Annotated in this window: 11 protein-coding genes; 4 read left to right on the forward strand and 7 right to left on the reverse strand. The window is 67.6% G+C overall.

Annotation, left to right across the window (positions count from 1 at the left end):
• Positions 1 to 1,485, forward strand: a complete 1,485-nt coding sequence (locus VFC51_04755) for a hypothetical protein (protein HZT06317.1) — start codon at positions 1 to 3, stop codon at positions 1,483 to 1,485.
• 57 nt (positions 1,486 to 1,542) lie between these two features.
• On the opposite strand, the gene VFC51_04760 is transcribed toward VFC51_04755, so the two are convergent.
• Positions 1,543 to 2,253 carry a class II aldolase/adducin family protein gene (locus tag VFC51_04760; GenBank protein ID HZT06318.1) on the reverse strand — a complete coding sequence of 237 codons (711 nt, stop codon included), beginning with the start codon at positions 2,251 to 2,253 and terminating at the stop codon, positions 1,543 to 1,545.
• Positions 2,254 to 2,415: 162 nt separating this feature from the next.
• Between VFC51_04760 and VFC51_04765 the strand changes: the two genes are divergently transcribed.
• Entirely contained in the window at positions 2,416 to 2,853 is a 438-nt protein-coding gene (locus VFC51_04765) for a VOC family protein (GenBank protein HZT06319.1), read from the forward strand.
• Positions 2,854 to 2,902: 49 nt separating this feature from the next.
• On the opposite strand, the gene VFC51_04770 is transcribed toward VFC51_04765, so the two are convergent.
• From VFC51_04770 to VFC51_04785, 4 genes are all read right to left on the reverse strand, one after another.
• Positions 2,903 to 3,277 (reverse strand): OsmC family protein, encoded by a 375-nt coding sequence (locus VFC51_04770; GenBank protein HZT06320.1) that lies wholly within the window; start codon positions 3,275 to 3,277, stop codon positions 2,903 to 2,905.
• 70 nt (positions 3,278 to 3,347) lie between these two features.
• Positions 3,348 to 4,571 (reverse strand): Rieske 2Fe-2S domain-containing protein, encoded by a 1,224-nt coding sequence (locus VFC51_04775; protein ID HZT06321.1) that lies wholly within the window; start codon positions 4,569 to 4,571, stop codon positions 3,348 to 3,350.
• An 85-nt stretch (positions 4,572 to 4,656) separates the two neighbouring features.
• Positions 4,657 to 5,022 carry a response regulator gene (locus VFC51_04780; GenBank protein ID HZT06322.1) on the reverse strand — a complete coding sequence of 122 codons (366 nt, stop codon included), beginning with the start codon at positions 5,020 to 5,022 and terminating at the stop codon, positions 4,657 to 4,659.
• 30 nt (positions 5,023 to 5,052) lie between these two features.
• A complete protein-coding gene (locus VFC51_04785) occupies positions 5,053 to 6,282 on the reverse strand; it encodes a Gfo/Idh/MocA family oxidoreductase (protein HZT06323.1) in 1,230 nt (409 codons plus the stop codon).
• A gap of 209 nt (positions 6,283 to 6,491) precedes the next feature.
• Between VFC51_04785 and VFC51_04790 the strand changes: the two genes are divergently transcribed.
• Together VFC51_04790 and VFC51_04795 are read left to right on the forward strand one after the other, a co-directional pair.
• Positions 6,492 to 7,598 (forward strand): metallophosphoesterase, encoded by a 1,107-nt coding sequence (locus VFC51_04790; GenBank protein HZT06324.1) that lies wholly within the window; start codon positions 6,492 to 6,494, stop codon positions 7,596 to 7,598.
• Positions 7,522 to 9,792, forward strand: coding sequence for an AAA family ATPase (locus tag VFC51_04795; GenBank protein HZT06325.1), 2,271 nt, complete (start codon positions 7,522 to 7,524; stop codon positions 9,790 to 9,792). Before VFC51_04790 ends, VFC51_04795 begins: the two co-directional genes overlap by 77 nt.
• Before the next feature lie 26 nt (positions 9,793 to 9,818).
• Here VFC51_04795 and VFC51_04800 read toward each other — a convergent pair whose 3' ends face one another.
• A complete protein-coding gene (locus VFC51_04800; protein HZT06326.1) occupies positions 9,819 to 13,157 on the reverse strand; it encodes a UvrD-helicase domain-containing protein in 3,339 nt (1,112 codons plus the stop codon).
• Positions 13,154 to 16,333, reverse strand: coding sequence for a PD-(D/E)XK nuclease family protein (locus tag VFC51_04805; protein HZT06327.1), 3,180 nt, complete (start codon positions 16,331 to 16,333; stop codon positions 13,154 to 13,156). The genes VFC51_04800 and VFC51_04805 overlap by 4 nt, the downstream gene beginning before the upstream one ends.
• Positions 16,334 to 16,540 lie beyond the last annotated feature (207 nt).

The raw sequence follows: 16,540 nt of genomic DNA on the forward strand, positions 1-16,540 counted from the left end.
ATGAACGGTCGAGCCTACCGGGCGCTCTTTGCGCTGACCCTCGCGGCCTTCATCTTTGGACGGATCTCCATCGCGGTCGCCGAGGACGCGTCCGTCGCCCCGACGCCGCTCCCGCCGGTTGCGAACGACGATCCATGGTTCGGCGCGGTCCAGGCGATCTCCAACCCACAAGCGGCCGGGGACGCGGGCGTCAAGTGGACGCGTCTGATCTTCCCGTGGAACGAGATCCAGCCGAACGGGCCGAACGATTGGGAGCAGGGATACTTCTCTGACGACGACATCGATTCGCTGCGGAGTCGCGGAATCGAAATCGAGGGGATCGCGCTCTACACGCCGACGTGGGCCGCGCGCGACCCGCAATATGACACGCGCAGCGTTCCCCGGGACCTTTCGCTGCCGCCCGATGACCCCCGGAACCCGTGGGGCTCTTTCATGCGGCGGCTTGCTTCTCAGTACGCCGGACGGATCGACACGTGGGTCATCTACAACGAGCCCGACGTCTACGCGGAGCCCAACGACTTCCGCACCTTTGCTGGCAGTCCGGCCGACTACGCGGCGCTCCTCAAGACCGCGTACTTGGCGGCGAAGTCGGTCAATCCCGGCGCCAGAATCGTGATGGCGGGCCTGACCTACTGGTGGGACAAGGAAGAGGGCCGGTCACAGTACTTCCAGCGCGTGCTCGACGCGCTCGCTTCGGATCCCAGCGCCGCCGGCAATGCCTGGTACTTCGACGTCGTCGACGCGCACTGCTACGGAAACCCCCTCAATAGCTTCGCCGTCCCGATGACGTATCGACGGATCATGCAGGCGCGCGGTATCAGCAAGCCGATCTGGATCGACGAGAGCAATGTGCTCATCAAGAACGACCCGCGCGTTCAAAACGGCGAAGGGCCCTTCCGCGCCACGCTCGACGAGCAAGCATCGTATGTGATCGAGAGCGTGGCCCTCGCCCGGGCAGCGGGCGTGGAGCGCTACGCCATCTATAAGCTCCAGGACGAGGCGCCCGAGAACGGGGACGAATACTGGGGCCTGACTCGCAATGACGGGACCGCGCGCCCATCGTACGTGGCATATCAAGTCGCCGCGCGGTATCTGGCCGACGTGACAGCAGCGACCTACGAATGGCAGGGCTCCCACGACCCGCCCACGGACGACGAGATCACCCGGCTGCTCGCATCCAACGCCAACCGGGTGCAGTGGCCGTGGCCGGCCGCGGTGAACTGGGTGACGATGCAGCGGGGCGCACAGCGCATCACCGTGATCTGGAACGCGTCTCCGACCCCGGTTCAGGCGACGATTCGGGCGCACGCTGACTCCGCGCAGCTCGTCGACAAGCGGGGCAACGTTCGCGCCGTATTCCCAAGAGGCGGAGCCTACTCGCTCGCCCTCGAGCCGTCGCGAAACAACTCGGACCCGCGCGATCCATCGCTGTACCTGGTGGGCGGAAGCCCATGGATCGTCATCGAGAACCGAGCGACGGAGTGATCGCGCTGTCTAAGACGGGCGTGTGGGGCTGACGAGCCGAAGATTGGCCCGCCCCCGTTAGTCGCCGCCGACGCCCGCGAGCTGCGCATAGTACGCCCACCGGACGTCGAAGCCCACGCCGCGCTCCTTCAACTGGCGGATCTCCTCCGACGGAATGATCCGCGGGCGGCTATTGATCGCCAACACGCGATAGTTCGCCAGCGCCAGGTCCTCGAGGTGGATCGCACCGATGGTGGCCTCTTGGATCGTTTGAGCGGCGCTCACGATGCCATGTCCCTGAAGCAGACACACCCTGTGGTCGCCCATCGCCGCAACCATCTGCTCCCCCAGCTCGTTATCGGTCACCAGCTTGGCGCACGGCCACACAGGAACCGGTCGCTCCACCAGGGCCGCCTGAACGTGCAGGATGGGGAGGATCGGCTGGCTGGCGACGCCCATGATCGTCGCCATCGGCTGGTGGGTGTGCACAACGGCCTGGACGTCGGGGCGCGCCCGATAGATGCAGGTGTGGATGAAACGCTCCGCCGGCGGGCTTTCACTTCCCTCTACCAGATTCCCATCCAGGTCGATCACGACCATGTCTTCCGGTCGGACGCGGTCCATCGCTCGCACTCGCGTCGAGTGGCGCGGCTTGATCAGCACCCGATCGGTGCCGGGGATGCGCATGCTGGGATGCCCAAGGTAATCGGTCAGGCCGAGCCGATAGAGGATGCTGCACGCATCGGCCAGCAGCTCGCGCAGAGCGGCATCGCGCTCATGGGCCGTCATCGTTCTTCTCCCAGACGCGGCGCAGCGTCAGAGGCCCGCCGCCAACTTCACGGGCTCCAAAAGGCTCTCATCATACCGCCGAGGGCGCCGACGGCGTAAGATGGGACCGGCGCTTCCGGAGAGCGCCAAAGGCTCCGCGGCGCGGTAAGGAGGCAAGGTGCGATGCCGAAGCTCAGACACATTGCGCTGGCGACGAAAGATCCCGAAGCGACGGCGGCGTTCTACAAGCGGGTCTTCGACATGAAAGAGGTCGGCCGAACCGACACCGAGCTGGCGAACGGCATCTACCTCAGCGACGGGACGATCAACGTCGCGGTGCTGAACTTCAAGACAGATCAGCTCGGCCGCGGGATGGACTACGTGGGGCTCCACCACCTCGGCTTCGTCGTCGAGGATCTGGAGGAGTACAACGAGCGCCTCATTGAGAGCGGCGCCGAGCTGATGAGCCCCAGACCGACCGCGGGCACGCAGTTCTTCGAGGTCAAGCACCGCGGGCCCGACGGCGTGGTGATCGACACGTCGGAGCACCCGTGGCTGGGCGCAGCCGGACTCGACGCCGACGCGTCCGCGGACCGCGCGGTCAAGCAGGACGCGTCGTGAAGGTGACGGTAACTTCGGGGGTCGCCACGGCGACCGTGCCAAAGAGGAGTCAGGTTCGCCGATAGTGCGCCACGAGGGCGCCCGCGTCCTCCTCGCCCGGGCCGACGAAGGCGAAGCGCATGGCGACGCGATCGAACGTGGTGTGCTCCCGGTCTGGCCGCGCCGGGCTCCGGTGTCCGTCGATGGTGACCTCGAGGCTGTCCAGGCGGACTCGACGATTCTTCGCCTCGCGCTCGACCAGCAGGACCCCACACGATGCGACGCCGGAGAGAAAGATCTCGGTTGGGCCCGGCTGGTCGCCGGGCCCATCTTGATACGTCGCATGGTCCACGACGAAGTGGTGGTCGCCGACGTTTGTGATGCAGCGGCCATAGACGTTCGATGAGTAGGCGCGCACGGTGGAGACCGGATATTGCTGCGCCACGCGATTCCCTCCGAAAAATGGCGAGGCGGCCGGCATCCGGCCGCCTCGCGCACTCTCATTGCGACCGGTGTTAGACCTTGGCAGCTTCTCGCGCGCCCTCGGCGCCGGGATCGAACCAGTCGTCGGCTTTCGCTACCGTCGGTCCGCCGCGTCCCGCCGGGTCGTACCAGCCCTCGGCCAGCGACTCGGTCAGGAACGTGTTGATGATCCCGTGGTTCGGATCCCTGACCACCGCTAGGGGGTCCAACCCCCGCTCGACCTTGTCGATCTCCCGCTTCAGGACTTCGCGCAGCATGGCGACGCCTCGGTCGGAGGTGGCCAACCGCTCGTGCTCCCGATCCGCGATTGCGCCCTGCGTCTCCCAGGCCATGTGGTCCTGAGCCAGGACCTGGTCCAGCTTGAATCGGGTGAAGGGGTGGAGCTGGTCCACCGGATCCTTGAAGGGAGGCACGATGATGACGTCCGGGTCATCGTCCGAGTAGCCCTCCTGCTCGATTGGCAAGAAATACACGAAGAAGACGTTCGTGTGCGTATCGTCCATCGGGACTCGCAGCTGCGTCGCATTGGCCTGCCGAAGGATGTTGGGGAAGATCAGCGGGTGCTGATCAACGTGACCGTTGGCGTAGGTACGCTTCTTGACGATCCCGTAGTCGGACTCATAGAAGACGAAGTCCCGCACGTCGTCCGTGAATCCGCGCGTCGTGCTGGGCGGCTTCTTCCCGCGCCCAATGAACTCCTGGTGAAGGATCTGAAGGTGGGCGGGGTCGACCGAGTTCTCGGTCGGGTTGAGCCAGTTGCAGTCGAGCTGGGGGTACACGGCGAGCTTGCGGATTCCGTCCTTCCGTGCCCACACGTCGTACTGTGGGATCTCCGGCGCCGGCAGCGGTCCCAGGTACGCCCAGTACATCCCGATGAACTTCTTCACCGGGTACGCCTTCGCCTTTACCGTCAGATAGAACTTGCTGTCCGCCGGCTCGGCCGGCGTCTCCAGACAGTTGCCTTTCGTGTCGTAGAGCCAGCCATGGTACGCGCAGGCGATCCCCCGCTCCTCGACGCGCCCGTAGAGCATGGAAGCGCCGCGGTGGACGCAATGGTCCTGCATGAGGCCGACGTTGCCGCTCTTGTCCTTGAAGAGCACGAGGTCCTCACCCAAGATTCGGACGAACTTCGTCGGGCGGTCGTCCGTCAGCTCCCGGGCGATGGCGACTGGATGCCAGTAGCGTCGGAGCAGCTCGCCCGCCGGCGTGCCGGGGCCCACGCGAGTGAGTCGTTCATTTTCTTCTTTGGTGAGCACGAATCCTTCCTCCAACCCGGTCTCTGGCCGCCGTTGTGCCACATTATGCAATTCCATCGCGGCGACGCGTCAACAGCGACCGGCTTCAGGCTTGGGCCAGGATCTGTTCGATCTGTTGGAGGAGGGCAGGGATGGAGAATGGCTTTTCCATGTATCCACTGGCGCCGATGTCGTCGGCGATCTGCCGCCCCCGGGTGTCGGCCGTGAGCACGATGACCTTCGGCCTGGCCTCCAGCTTGAGCCGCTCCAGCTCGGCGAAGAAGGCCGCGCCGTCCATCTGAGGAAAGCTCACGTCCAGCAGGATCACCTCGGGCGTGTTCTTCTCAACTTGGTCAAGGGCGGCCTGGCCCGTTCCCGCGCCGAACACCACGTAGCCTTCCATCTCGAGTACGGTGCACACGACATCTCGCAGGCTGTCATCGTCCTCGACGACCAGAACCTTTCCTGTCATGTCGCCTGGCCGCGAGCGCTGGCTCGATAGTCAGTCACGAGTCGGGCACTGGTGCGTCAACATGATCTCGCGCCGTTCGCGCGCTGATTGGAGAATCGCGACGCACACTTCGAGGGTCGCCATTCCCCACCGACCGTCGTGGGAGATCGGCTCCCCGCGCGTGATCGCCGCGTGGAGCTCCCGGAGCTCCGCGTTTCCGGATGCCCCTTCGCCGTGCACGGGGAGTTCGTGGTGGCCATCGTCGTCGTAGATTAGCAGCCCGTCCGGTGACTGGCGGATATTGCCGCGCTCGCAGCTCACCACCGTGATCCCAAACCAGTTCCCGGTCGCGATGCGTCGGCCCGATCGGGCACCTTCCGCCTGATCCGTGCCGCTCCGCGTCCGCTCGCGGAGGTCCTCCTTCTGTTGGGCCACGTCGAGGCTCTTGCTCCGCAGCGCGCGACGCACGCGCACGGCCTCCTCTTCCGTATACATCCGATCGCCAATGCCCCAAACCAGATCGGCTGTATTGAAGTAGCCGTAGCCGTTGTAAGAGATGGTCGCGGGTGTGCCATCCTCGAATTCCAGGTACGCGGAGAAATTTTCCGGTGCGGGCCGCTCCGGCATCCAGGCGCCGACCATCGCGCGCACGCTGCGCAGCATCCCGCCGCCGAGGGTCCGAATCGTATCGATAATGTGGGGACCGTGTCGGTAGACGACGCCGCCGCCCCGATTGACGTCCAGCTCCTCCGGCATGCGGGGCTTCAGGAGCCAGTCGGAGTAGAGCCAGTTCGCGACGGCCGTGAGCCGGCCCAGCTCGCCGGACTTTACGACCTGGCGCATTGCCTGGATCGAGGGGTTCAAGCTGTACGTATGGCCGCACAGGAGCTTCACATTCCGTTTCTCCGCGGCCTCGACCATCTCCTCGCACTCCGCGACCGAGAGCGCCATGGGCTTCTCGCAGACGACGTGCTTGCCATGCTCGACGGCCGTCTTGACGTGCTGGCAGTGGAGATTGTTCGGCGTGGCAACCCAGACCACGTCGATCTCGGGGTCTGCGCACAGCGCTTCGACGCTGCTGTATCCCCGCCCCTCATAGCGTTGTTCGAAGGCTTTGACCGCGTCGGGCCGAATGTCGGCGGCGGCCACCAGCTCGGTTTCGCTCATCCGTTCGATGGTCGGAATGATCATCGCGCTGCCAACGCCCAAACCGGCCACCCCGACCTTCAGTGTGCGCGGCTGCCCACCGCTCGCGCGACGCTCTTCCGCGATTCTTGCCACTTCACCACTCCAATCACCGAAGCATTCCCGCCGATCCCGGTCCGTAGGGCCGAGGTCCGTTATGTTACCCGGCGCGGTCGTAGCGTGCCAGGTTGCCTGTGCAAAGTCAAACTGGCCGCCGCCACCGCGCATGATCGGACGCTCACGGTAGTCCCACGCTTGACGGTCGAGTATCATCGCCGACGGTTGCCCATGCGGTGGAACGTTCCGTGAAATTGTTGCACTTCGCCGATCTGCACCTGGACGCCCAGTTCGCGTGGATGGGCGGATCGGCCCACGCGGCCCGCAGGCGTCGCGAGGCGCTCCGCGAGACGCTGATGCGCATTCTCCACCTTGCGCAGGAAGAGCGGGTCGACGCGGTGCTCTGCGGCGGCGATCTGTACGAGCACGACCGCTGCGCGCCTGACACCGGTCCCTTTCTGCGTCAGGCTTTCGCCGACATTCACCCGATCCCGGTGTTTCTGGCGCCCGGCAACCACGACTGGCTCGGACCCGCGAGTCTGTACCGCCTGGTCGCGTGGACGCCAAACGTCCACCTGTTCACCGAATCGCGCCTCGCACCGTATCGCCTCGACGATGGGATCACCCTTTGGGGAAGCGCGCACCAGGCGCCCGCGAACACGCCGGACTTCCTCGCCGAGTTCCGCGTCGACCGGTCGGGCGTCAACCTTGCCCTTTTTCACGGGTCGGAACAGGCTTCGTTCGCATGGGAAGCGGCGGGAAAACAACCGCACGCGCCGTTCCACGCGGCCGAAATCGCCCGGTCTGGGCTGGACCACGCATTTCTCGGCCACTTCCACCGCGGCCGGATGGCCGGGTCTCATACGTACCCAGGCAATCCCGACCCCCTGGACTTCGGCGAAGAGGGCGAGCGCGGCATTGTCCTCGCCACCATACAGCCGGACGGCAAGGTCCTGCGCGAAGCTCGCCGCGTCGCGGTCACGCCCAGCCACGAAGTCGAAGTCGACATCACCGGGTGCGATAGCCTGACGAGCATTCGCCGGCTGATCGCCGAACACCTGCGCGGGCTCCGTGGCGTCGCCAGGGTCACGCTCCGTGGAGAGCTGGACCGGGCCATCGATCTCCGTGCAGATGACATCACAGGCATGGACACTGACCTCGACGGGCTCGTGATACGCACGGGGAACCTCACCAATGGCTACGACTTCGATCTCCTGGCCGGACAGCCCACCGTTCAGGGTCAATTCGTGCGCGACGTCCTGGGCGCACCCGACCTCGATGACGCGGAGCGCCGCCGGATCCTCATCACCGGCCTGCGGGCGCTCGACGGGCGGCGCGACCTCCAGGTCGAGTGAGGTGCGGGTCGTTCGCGTCACCGCGCACGCCTTCGGCCCGTTGTCAGAGCAAAGCCTGGCGCTCGGACCCGGGATGAATCTGATCTACGGCCCAAACGAGGCGGGAAAGTCCTCGTGGCACGCCGCCCTGTTTGCCGCCATCTGCGGCATGCGGCGCGGGCGGCTGAGCGGCGAAGAGCGCGCCTTCCGCGAGCGGCACCATCCCTGGAGCGAGCAACGCTGGGCTGTGAGCGCCCAAGTCGACCTCGAAGATGGACGCAGGATCGAGCTGCGGCACGACCTGGACGGGCGTATCGCGTGCTCGGCGGTCGACATCCAGCTCGGGCGGGATTGCTCGGCTGAGATCATGAGCGAAGGAACACCCGATGCGTCCCGGTGGCTGGGCCTGGACCGAGGCGCGTTTCTCGCAACGGCATGGGTGCGCCAGAGCGACATCTTGAGAATCACCGCTGATCCCGGTCGCCTGCAGAGTCATCTTCAGCGCGCCGCCACGGCAACCACGGCAGACACCACCGCAACCGAAGCCCTGGCGAATATTGACGCGTACCGTCGCCAGAACGTGGGATCGAGTCGCACCAATGCCACCGGACCGCTGCGCCGCGCGATGGATGAGGTGCACGAGGCCGAGTCGATGCTCGAACGGGCGCAAGCGCGACATGGCGAGTATCTCGCCCTGATGGCAGAGCGCGCGGAAAAGGAGCGGGAGGCCGCCGAGGCCGAGCGCGCCTGGCGGATCGCCGTCGCGCGGCGGTCCGCAGAGGAAGCCGAAGGGTGGCGGGCGCGGCTCGCTCGGGCGGAGGAGCTATCCGCGCGCGTTCCATCGGACGCGCCGCCCGCCGATACCCTGCAGGACGAGCTCGCGACGGGTATCGATGCCGCGCTCCGCGGGTGGGATGCCCGCCCGGGGTCACCTCCGCTGACCGGGCCTTCGTCCCAGGAGCTGCGCATGAGCCTCCAGCGCGTTCGCGCGCATTACCGGGGGGCCAGGCCGTCGTCGGCCCTGGCGGCGAGCGCCATCGCCGGGCTCGGCGTGGGCATCCCACTCCTCGCGCTCGGAGTCGAACCGCTCATGGCGGTCGCCGCTTCGGTGATCGCCGCGCTCGCGGTGGGGCTGCTGCTGCGTTGGGTCGCCGCGCATGGGCAGCCACCGAGAGCGGCCGGCGATCCTGTTGAGGCGCTGCAGCTCGCGATCGACGCCCGCGAGGCCGCGGAGCGAGCAGCGGATGACGCACGCGCGAGGATCGAACGACTCAGCTCGGATCTCCGCGCCGTCGCCGCCCAATGCGGGATCGAGACAGGAGGCGACGATGAGGAGGTCGCGCGGCGGCTGCGCGCCTGGCACGAGGCGTTCGTTCGCGCCGACGCGGAGCGGCGGGCAGCTCGGGCAGCGTGGTCCGAGCTGGCGACGCTCTTGGACGGCGGCACGATTGACGGGCTCAGAGCCGCCACAGAGCGACGAATCCGCTACGCGGAGGAGACGTCGGCGGGGCTCGACCCGGCCGACATCGCGGCATTCGCCCTCGAGGGCGACGCGGACGCCCACGTGGCGCGCCTGGAGCAGGCGCATCGCGACGCCCAGGTGGCCCTCGCCGCCGCATCGGCCCGGCTCGAGGAGCGGACCAGCTCGGTACTGAGCGTCGCGGAGGCAGAAGAAGCCCACGCGCGGGCGCAGGAGACGCTCTCCGCAGTGCGGCGCCTCGACCGCGTACTCGACCGCACGGCCGCGTTCCTGACGAAAGCTCAGGAGCGCGTCCACCGCGACATCGCGCCCATCATTCGAAGTTCAATTGAGCGCTGGCTACCGGAGGTGACCGCGGGCCGCTACAGCGAAGCGATGGTCGACCCTGGCCAGCTCGACGTGCGCGTCCGAGACATCGACGGCGAAATCCGGCGCGCCGACTCGCTCTCCCACGGGACCGCCGAGCAGGTCTACCTGCTGCTGCGCGTAGCTCTGGCCGAACATCTCACAGCCCCGGGTGAGACGTGTCCGCTGATCCTCGACGATGTGACGGTGCACTGCGACGACGAGCGAACGGTTGGGATCCTCCGAACGCTGCAGAGCATCAGCCAGGAGCGGCAGATCATCCTCTTCACCATGGAGCGCCGAGTGCTCGATTGGTGCACAGAGCGGCTCCCCCCCGACTGCATCCATCGCCTTCCACCGCCACCGGTGAGACACCGGCCTGATACCTGACGCGCGGATTCCGACGCGCCATAGCGTCAGCGGCGGAGCGCGGCGGCGATCTCGTCCGCCGTCGAGTCCAGCTCTTCGACCTCGTACTCGATCACGGCCGACGGGTCGACGACGATGAACACACACCGGGACGTCCTGCGATGCGTCGCGCGACGCAGCCCGAGGGCGTAGGCCGCTCCCTGGATCCGATACCGGCGGCGCATCGCGTCGAGTTTTACGGTGTCGGCCTGGCCCACCGTCTTGTAGTCGAGGATGGTCATCTGGCCATCGGCGCCTTCGTGGAGCAGGTCGATCACCCCTTCGAGCGTCATGCCGTCGATCTGCACCGTGACGGGCACTTCGCGCCAGAAACGGCCGGCGCTCAGCACGCGCTCGATGGAGGGCGCCTGGCGCACCTGGCGTACCAGCGCGACCACCTCCGCCGCTTTGTCCGGCACCCGCTGCGCGACGGAGGCCTTTGACGCCAGGTCTTCCAGGCCATCGAGCGTTGCGAGGTCGATCGTCTGCAGCACCTGGTGCACCGCTCGGCCGATCTCGGTCGCTCCGCGCCCGCCGCGCAGGCCGGCGCTCGCCGCCGTCTCGAGGCGATCGGGGGGCGCCTCGAGGTCGCCAACCTCGCCGCCTCGTTCGCCGGTCATGCGATCCGCGAGGCTGGTGGGTGTCATCCGGGGAAAGGTCGCGAGCGATTCGATGAGCCAGGATCGACGAGCAATCCAGGCGTTCTCGTCCCTTTCGTGCTCCGCGACCGACGGAAACGCTGGCGCCCGTTCGTCGGGCTCGCCGTCGGCGGGAGACGCGGCCGGGTCGATGAATCGACAGTACTCCTCAGGCGCCGCCTGGAGCGCGGACGCAATGGCCGACGCGCGCGATTCACCGGGGCCACGAAAGAGACTGAGGACCAGATGATCGCGAGCGCGCGTCGCGGCGACGTAGAGCAGCCGCAGGTCCTCCGCGTGCGTCGCCTGGATCTCGCGCACCTCGTCGAAACCGGGCGTCTGAAACCCCTTCTTCAGTCGCACGTCGAAACGTCCGGTCTCCCGATGCGGCGCGACCATCAGACCCCGATTATTCCGTCGCCATGAGCCGAGCCCCGTCAGGATCACGACGGGGAACTCCCGCCCCTTCGCCCCGTGGATGGTCATGATCCGGACCGCGTCCTCGTCTGATTCGGGCAGGGGGGATTCCAGATCGTATTGGCGGCCCCGCTGCAGCTCCTCGAGCCAGTCGACAAGCGAACGCAGGCCGCCCGCTCCGCTCGCCGTCAGAGCCCTGGCCTGCGCCACCACGTAGCGAAGCCGTCGCCATGCCTCGCGCGGCCGAGGCTGGGCCAATGCCGCCATCGCCAACATTCGGTCGCGGATGAACGCCTCGACGGTCGCGGCGGCTGAGCGCTCGAGTCGCGCGCGGTGAAATTCGCGCAGCGAGGCGAACGCCGAGCCCACGCGGCCGTTGAGGCCGGTGCCGGAGGCGTGGTAGTCGAAGCGGCCGCCGCTCTCCACCCAATCGAGCAGGTCCACGTCGGAGCACCCGTATGCCGGCGAGCGCAGCGCGGCGACGAGCGCAACCTGATCCGACGGATCGTCGATAGCGCGCAGGCAGGCGAGCAGGTCTCGAACCTCCTGCGTGTCCAGCACGAGCGCGCCGCTCTCCATGCGATACGCCACGCCGTAGCGGTCGAGCTCGCGCTCGAGGATCGTCAGGTTCGTCCGCGTCGGGAGCAGGACGCAGACGTCGCCGGCGCGCGCAGGTCGAAGCCCGCCGTCCTCGCCGCGGACAAGCCAACCATCGGCTACGATCTGGCGCACGAGGCGCGCAACGGCCTCTGCTTCAACGCGCCGGACCGCCGCGGCGTTTGCCTCCACCTGGCCGCCCATCGCCGCAACGGCGGGGGCTGGGGCGCCTTCGGCGGTCTGTACATCCGGAACCAGCGCCGAATACGGTGGCTGGACGCCGGCGACCGCCGCCATAGCCGCGCCAAAGTGATCGTTCACCCACCGCAGGATCGACGCGCGCGAGCGGAAGTTCTGCCGCAGCCCGAGCCGCATCGCCTCGGGCTGGAATGTCGAGCAAATCGCCTCGTACATGGCGATGTCCGCTCGCCGAAATCGATAGATCGACTGCTTCGGGTCGCCCACGACGAACAGCTTGCCGGGCATCAGGCGGAGCTTGTGCCAGTCCCGCTCATTCGCCTGATCCGGATCGCCGGCGAGGAACAGGGCGATCTCGGCCTGCAGCGGATCCGTATCTTGAAACTCGTCCACCAGAATACGATCGAACCGACTCTGGGCGCGAACGCGGACGTCGGGACGATCGCGGAGGAGGTCCCTCGCCCAGACCAGCAGGTCCTGAAAGGTTGCGACGCCGCGCGCCCGCCGTTCGGCGGCGGAGGAGAGCACCATCTCGCGGAGAAGCGCGATCAGATCGCAGAAGACCCGGGTCGAATGCGACGCCAGCGCATCGCCGACGTCCCGTCTCGCATCCCCCAACGTCGTGCGAGCTGCATGCAGCGCATCGCGGTCCAGCCAGTTCTTTTGCGCTCCCAAATTGCCCGGACTCGGGCCTTCGGCAAAGCGCTGGAGCGCCGCCAGCGCGGCGTCCTCATCCCGCGCCGCCGCCAACTCCTGCGCGATCGGAATGACACGATAGATTTCCCCAATGAGGCGGTCGGAATCCGCGTCCTTCACGTACGCGATCGCGCTCGCCAAGCCCTGGAGACGCGACGCCCAGATATGGGCAACTTCGCGTAGGTCCGGTCCCGGTGCCGCGTCCCATCCCGGGCGGAGAGCCAGGAGATCGTAGTGCTGCTCGAGCAGGGAGGCCAACACGCGCAGATCCTCCACGCGAAGCCCGAGCTTCAAGGCGCGATCGACGGTTTGCTGCCTTGCCGGGAACTCCGCATCCGTCACTCGATCGAAGAACCAGGCCCTGAACCGTTCCTCGAACAGCGCGTTCTGCTCGATCGCACTCATCGTAGCGAAGCCGGGGGGCAGTCCAGCCTCCAGGGGAAAAGCGCGCAGAATCGCCCCCGCGAAGGAATGAATCGTCTGGATGGCTGCACGGTCGATCTCCAGCGCGGCGAGCCGGCATCGCTCTCGCGCCTCGGCAGACGCACCGGGGTGCGCCGCGCGCGCCTCGAGCGCCTGGCGGATGCGATCGCGCAGCTCGGCGGCAGCCGGCTCGGCGAACGTGATGGCGGCGAGCCTGTCCATTCTGAGACCCGTCTCCGCGACAAGCGCGACGACGCGCTCGACCAGAACCGTGGTCTTTCCTGTACCCGCCCCGGCCTCCACGAAGATGGTCGAGGAGAGATCATGGATGATCTGGTCGCGCTCCTCACCGTCCACCGGGACGTTGGCCGCGGTCAATCGGACTCCTCTTCGTCGCCCAGCTCCTGATGGCCAAGCGCGAGCCGGCTGTGGAGCTGATGTGCTGGCGACAATCGCTTGCGTGCCCAGACGTCGTCCACGGCCGACGGACACACGCGGACGAAGTCGCAGTACCGGCAGTTGGCGAAGCTTGTCGACGCCTCAGCGCCGGGCACCTGCGGGAATGCGCCCTGGCCGATTCCGGTGGCGACCTGCTCCAACGCCTCTTTGAGCCTCCTGCGGACGGCATCTGGGTCATCGGGGATCGCAGCGTGCGTTACGCGAGAACCACGGGAAGTGAACCAGAAGCAGCCTGCCGCCGGTACGGGCGCGCCGGCCTCGTCGCGCACCGCCTGCGTATAGAGAGCGAGCTGGAGGTGCTGGCCGCCCAGGACCGGATCATCCCGAATCGATTCGTACGATTTGCTGTCTCCGGTCTTGTAGTCGACGACGTACGCTCTGGAGCCGTCGGCCGCCCGATCGACCCGGTCGATGACGCCGCGAAAGCGCATCGATGCATCGCCGACGGGAATTTCGACCTCCGGCCAGGAGGCGGATGCTGGCGTCCCAAACGCCTGCTCGAAGCGCCACGGGTGGCAGTTGTTGGCTTCGCGCCACGCCTGGTCGCGGGCGAGAAAGGCCCGGAGCTCGGCGACAATGGCCGACCGGACGGTGCTCCACACGAGCGGGTGGCCGGTCACGCCGCTTCGCTCCCGCTCCGTGAACGAGCTTCCCGCGATCGATTCGATGAGCGCGATGTCGTCGTCGCCGTAGACCGCGGGCGGCCCGCCGCGCTGGACCTGCTCTCGCATGAATAGACAGAGAATCTCGTGGATTAGCGTTCCGCGCTCGAGGGGATCAAGCGACCACGACTCCTCGGGGCGCCGCGTCGGCTCGACGCGCAGGACGTGTGACAGAAAGTACCGGAACGGACACGTCGCCCACTGCTCGATCGCGGTCGCTGACGTCGGCTGGTTCCCTGTCGATGTTCCCGACAAACGGCGCGAATCCGCGGCTCGGTCGATCAGATTGCCATCGAACGCGGTGAAGGCGCTGCTTCGGCGCGCACGGATCGATGCCAGACCGCGCCCGAGCGGGAGGTCCTCCCGGAGGGCAAGGGGATGCCGCGCGAGCTGCCCGCTCCGAACGACCGCGATGGCCTCCGCGAGCCGCCGATCCTCCAGATCGGCCGCCGCGCTCGCCCGCTCAACGCCGTTTTGCGCGGAGAGCACCACTCGAAGCCACGGGCGCGAATCCCCGTTCCGCAAACGTCGAAATTCCGACGTGGCCAGGGACGAGCGCCCCTCCAGCCCGGCCGCCACTTCCAGGAGCCAGCGTGATGGGTACGCAGGGCGGCCTCCGGTCGAATCCGGGGTCGAGAGGACCAACCGACCGCCGTCCGCGCAAGCGACCGCGACGAGGAACGCGCGCCGCTCTTCCGCGCGGCGTCGATCGACCAGCCCCATCGGGTCGCCGAACGGATCCGGCGCGGGCGTGGGGGGCAGAGTCCCTTCGACGAGTCCCACGACGTACACCCGTTCGAACGCGAGGCCGGTCACCGATGGAATCGGCCCTACGACGACTCCATCCCCAAAGTGACCGGCTTGCTCCGTCTCTCCATCGAGGGCGGCTTCCAGAGCGTCGAGAAACTCGGCGAGGGTCGGACCGACGTCCCTCCTGAATTCGTCCGCCTGTGCCAGATCCCCAATGGCTGCCGCTATGCGGTCGACGGTGGGACTGAGGCGATCGGGCCACCCCCCGCGCGGCTGGCCGAACCGCTCCATCAGCCTTTGCGCCCACCCGACGAAGCTCGCCCACGTTGAGCCGGACTCTGGCGGGCGGAGCGCGACGTCGAGATCGCCGATCGTCTTCGCCATTGCGCGGGCAGCCGAACCTTCTCGGCGCAAGCCGGCAGCGACCGCGACCATCCCCTCTTGCTCCTGCTGCGCCGCCGAGTCCTCGCACGTCGCCGCGTAACGCGTGAGCCGCTCCACCCACTGTTTTGCGCCGCGGACGACGTTGGCGGCGCGCGTTACCCGGTCCCACGCGCCCGGTTCGAGATCAGGCCCGTCAGCCTGAACCTGGCCGCACGCGTCGATCCACCTGAGGACGGCTGTTCGCTCGAAACGCCGCTCTGGGAGCCGCAGCAAGGCGGACAGCGCGCGGCCCGGCAACGTATCCGCGAGACGGACGCCTTCGAGCGCCGACCACGGGAGACCTGCCAGGGTCAGAGAATCGCGGACCAGCGCAGCGTACGTCTCTGTGTCGCGGTAGAGGACGGCCACTCGATGGAGCGGCATTCCTGCTTCGAGATCCGCTGCGATGCCGCGCACGACCTCTCGAACCTCCTCGCTCGGGTCCGGGGCGCGAACGATGCGCACATCTGTCCGGGAGCCCACGGCCGTGCGCGTGTCCGGCCAGGTCGGCGGGTCGCACCCGAGGACGCCGGTGAGCTGCGCGGCCGCCTCCCGGGCGGCCTGGTCCCCCCCGGCGATCGGATCGGCGACCCACCCGAGGGCCACGACGACCGGGACCCAGCGCGCGGCGGCCGCCACGAGGCGAGCATCGACGGGATCGACGCGTGTTGGCAGGTAGAGCACCAACATCCCCAGCTCGGCGAGCTCCGGCGGACACGCCGCCGCGTTTGACAACCGCCGCGCGGCAATCTCTCGCAGCTCAGTGGCGTCGGCGTAGGGCCGGCACAGGGCGGCGTAGGCCGCCCACGCGTCGAGAGCCGCGAGGCCGATCTGGCCCTCCAGCCGCAGCGACTCGAGTCGAGCTTCCGAGCGGCGGGCCTCGCGAAACAACTCTCCGAGCGCGCGATGAAAAAAGCGGTGACCAGCCACATCGCCGAGGGACGAACGCAGGCGTAGCGCCGCGGCGCGCGTGGCAGCAGCGTCGAGGGCCGGGGTGAGCGCCCTCCGGCCACCGAGCGCGGGTTCGGCCATGATCCGGGCGACCTGCCCCAGCAGGCGCGTGCGCACGTTGACGAAGCCGCCGTCTTCGGCCAGTCGCCACACGATCGCCCGCGCCGCGTAATAGTTCGGCGCGACGACGGTAACCGGCGCGAGCGAATCCTCGGTCTTCGCCTCACGGACGACCTGCGCCAGCCAGTCGAGTCCATCACGGCCCGGTCGGACGACAGCAAGGTGTGGGGCAGGCTGGCCAGGCCCCATGAGCACCCCTTCGCGCGAGGATTCGGACGCGATTGTAGAGACGCGCGGGATCGTGTCAAATCGTAACTGTGCGGGGACCGACAGATCCTATACACCCCGGGCGGGAGCGCTATGCACGGTACGTCGCGGCGCTGTATGAATCGGCGCAGTTCGCATCGGGGGCGGGGATGGAGCGCTATCGGGAATGGTGGCCCTTTGATCCGCCGA

This window comes from Chloroflexota bacterium (assembly GCA_035652535.1).
Lineage (GTDB): Bacteria > Chloroflexota > UBA6077 > UBA6077 > SHYK01 > DASRDP01.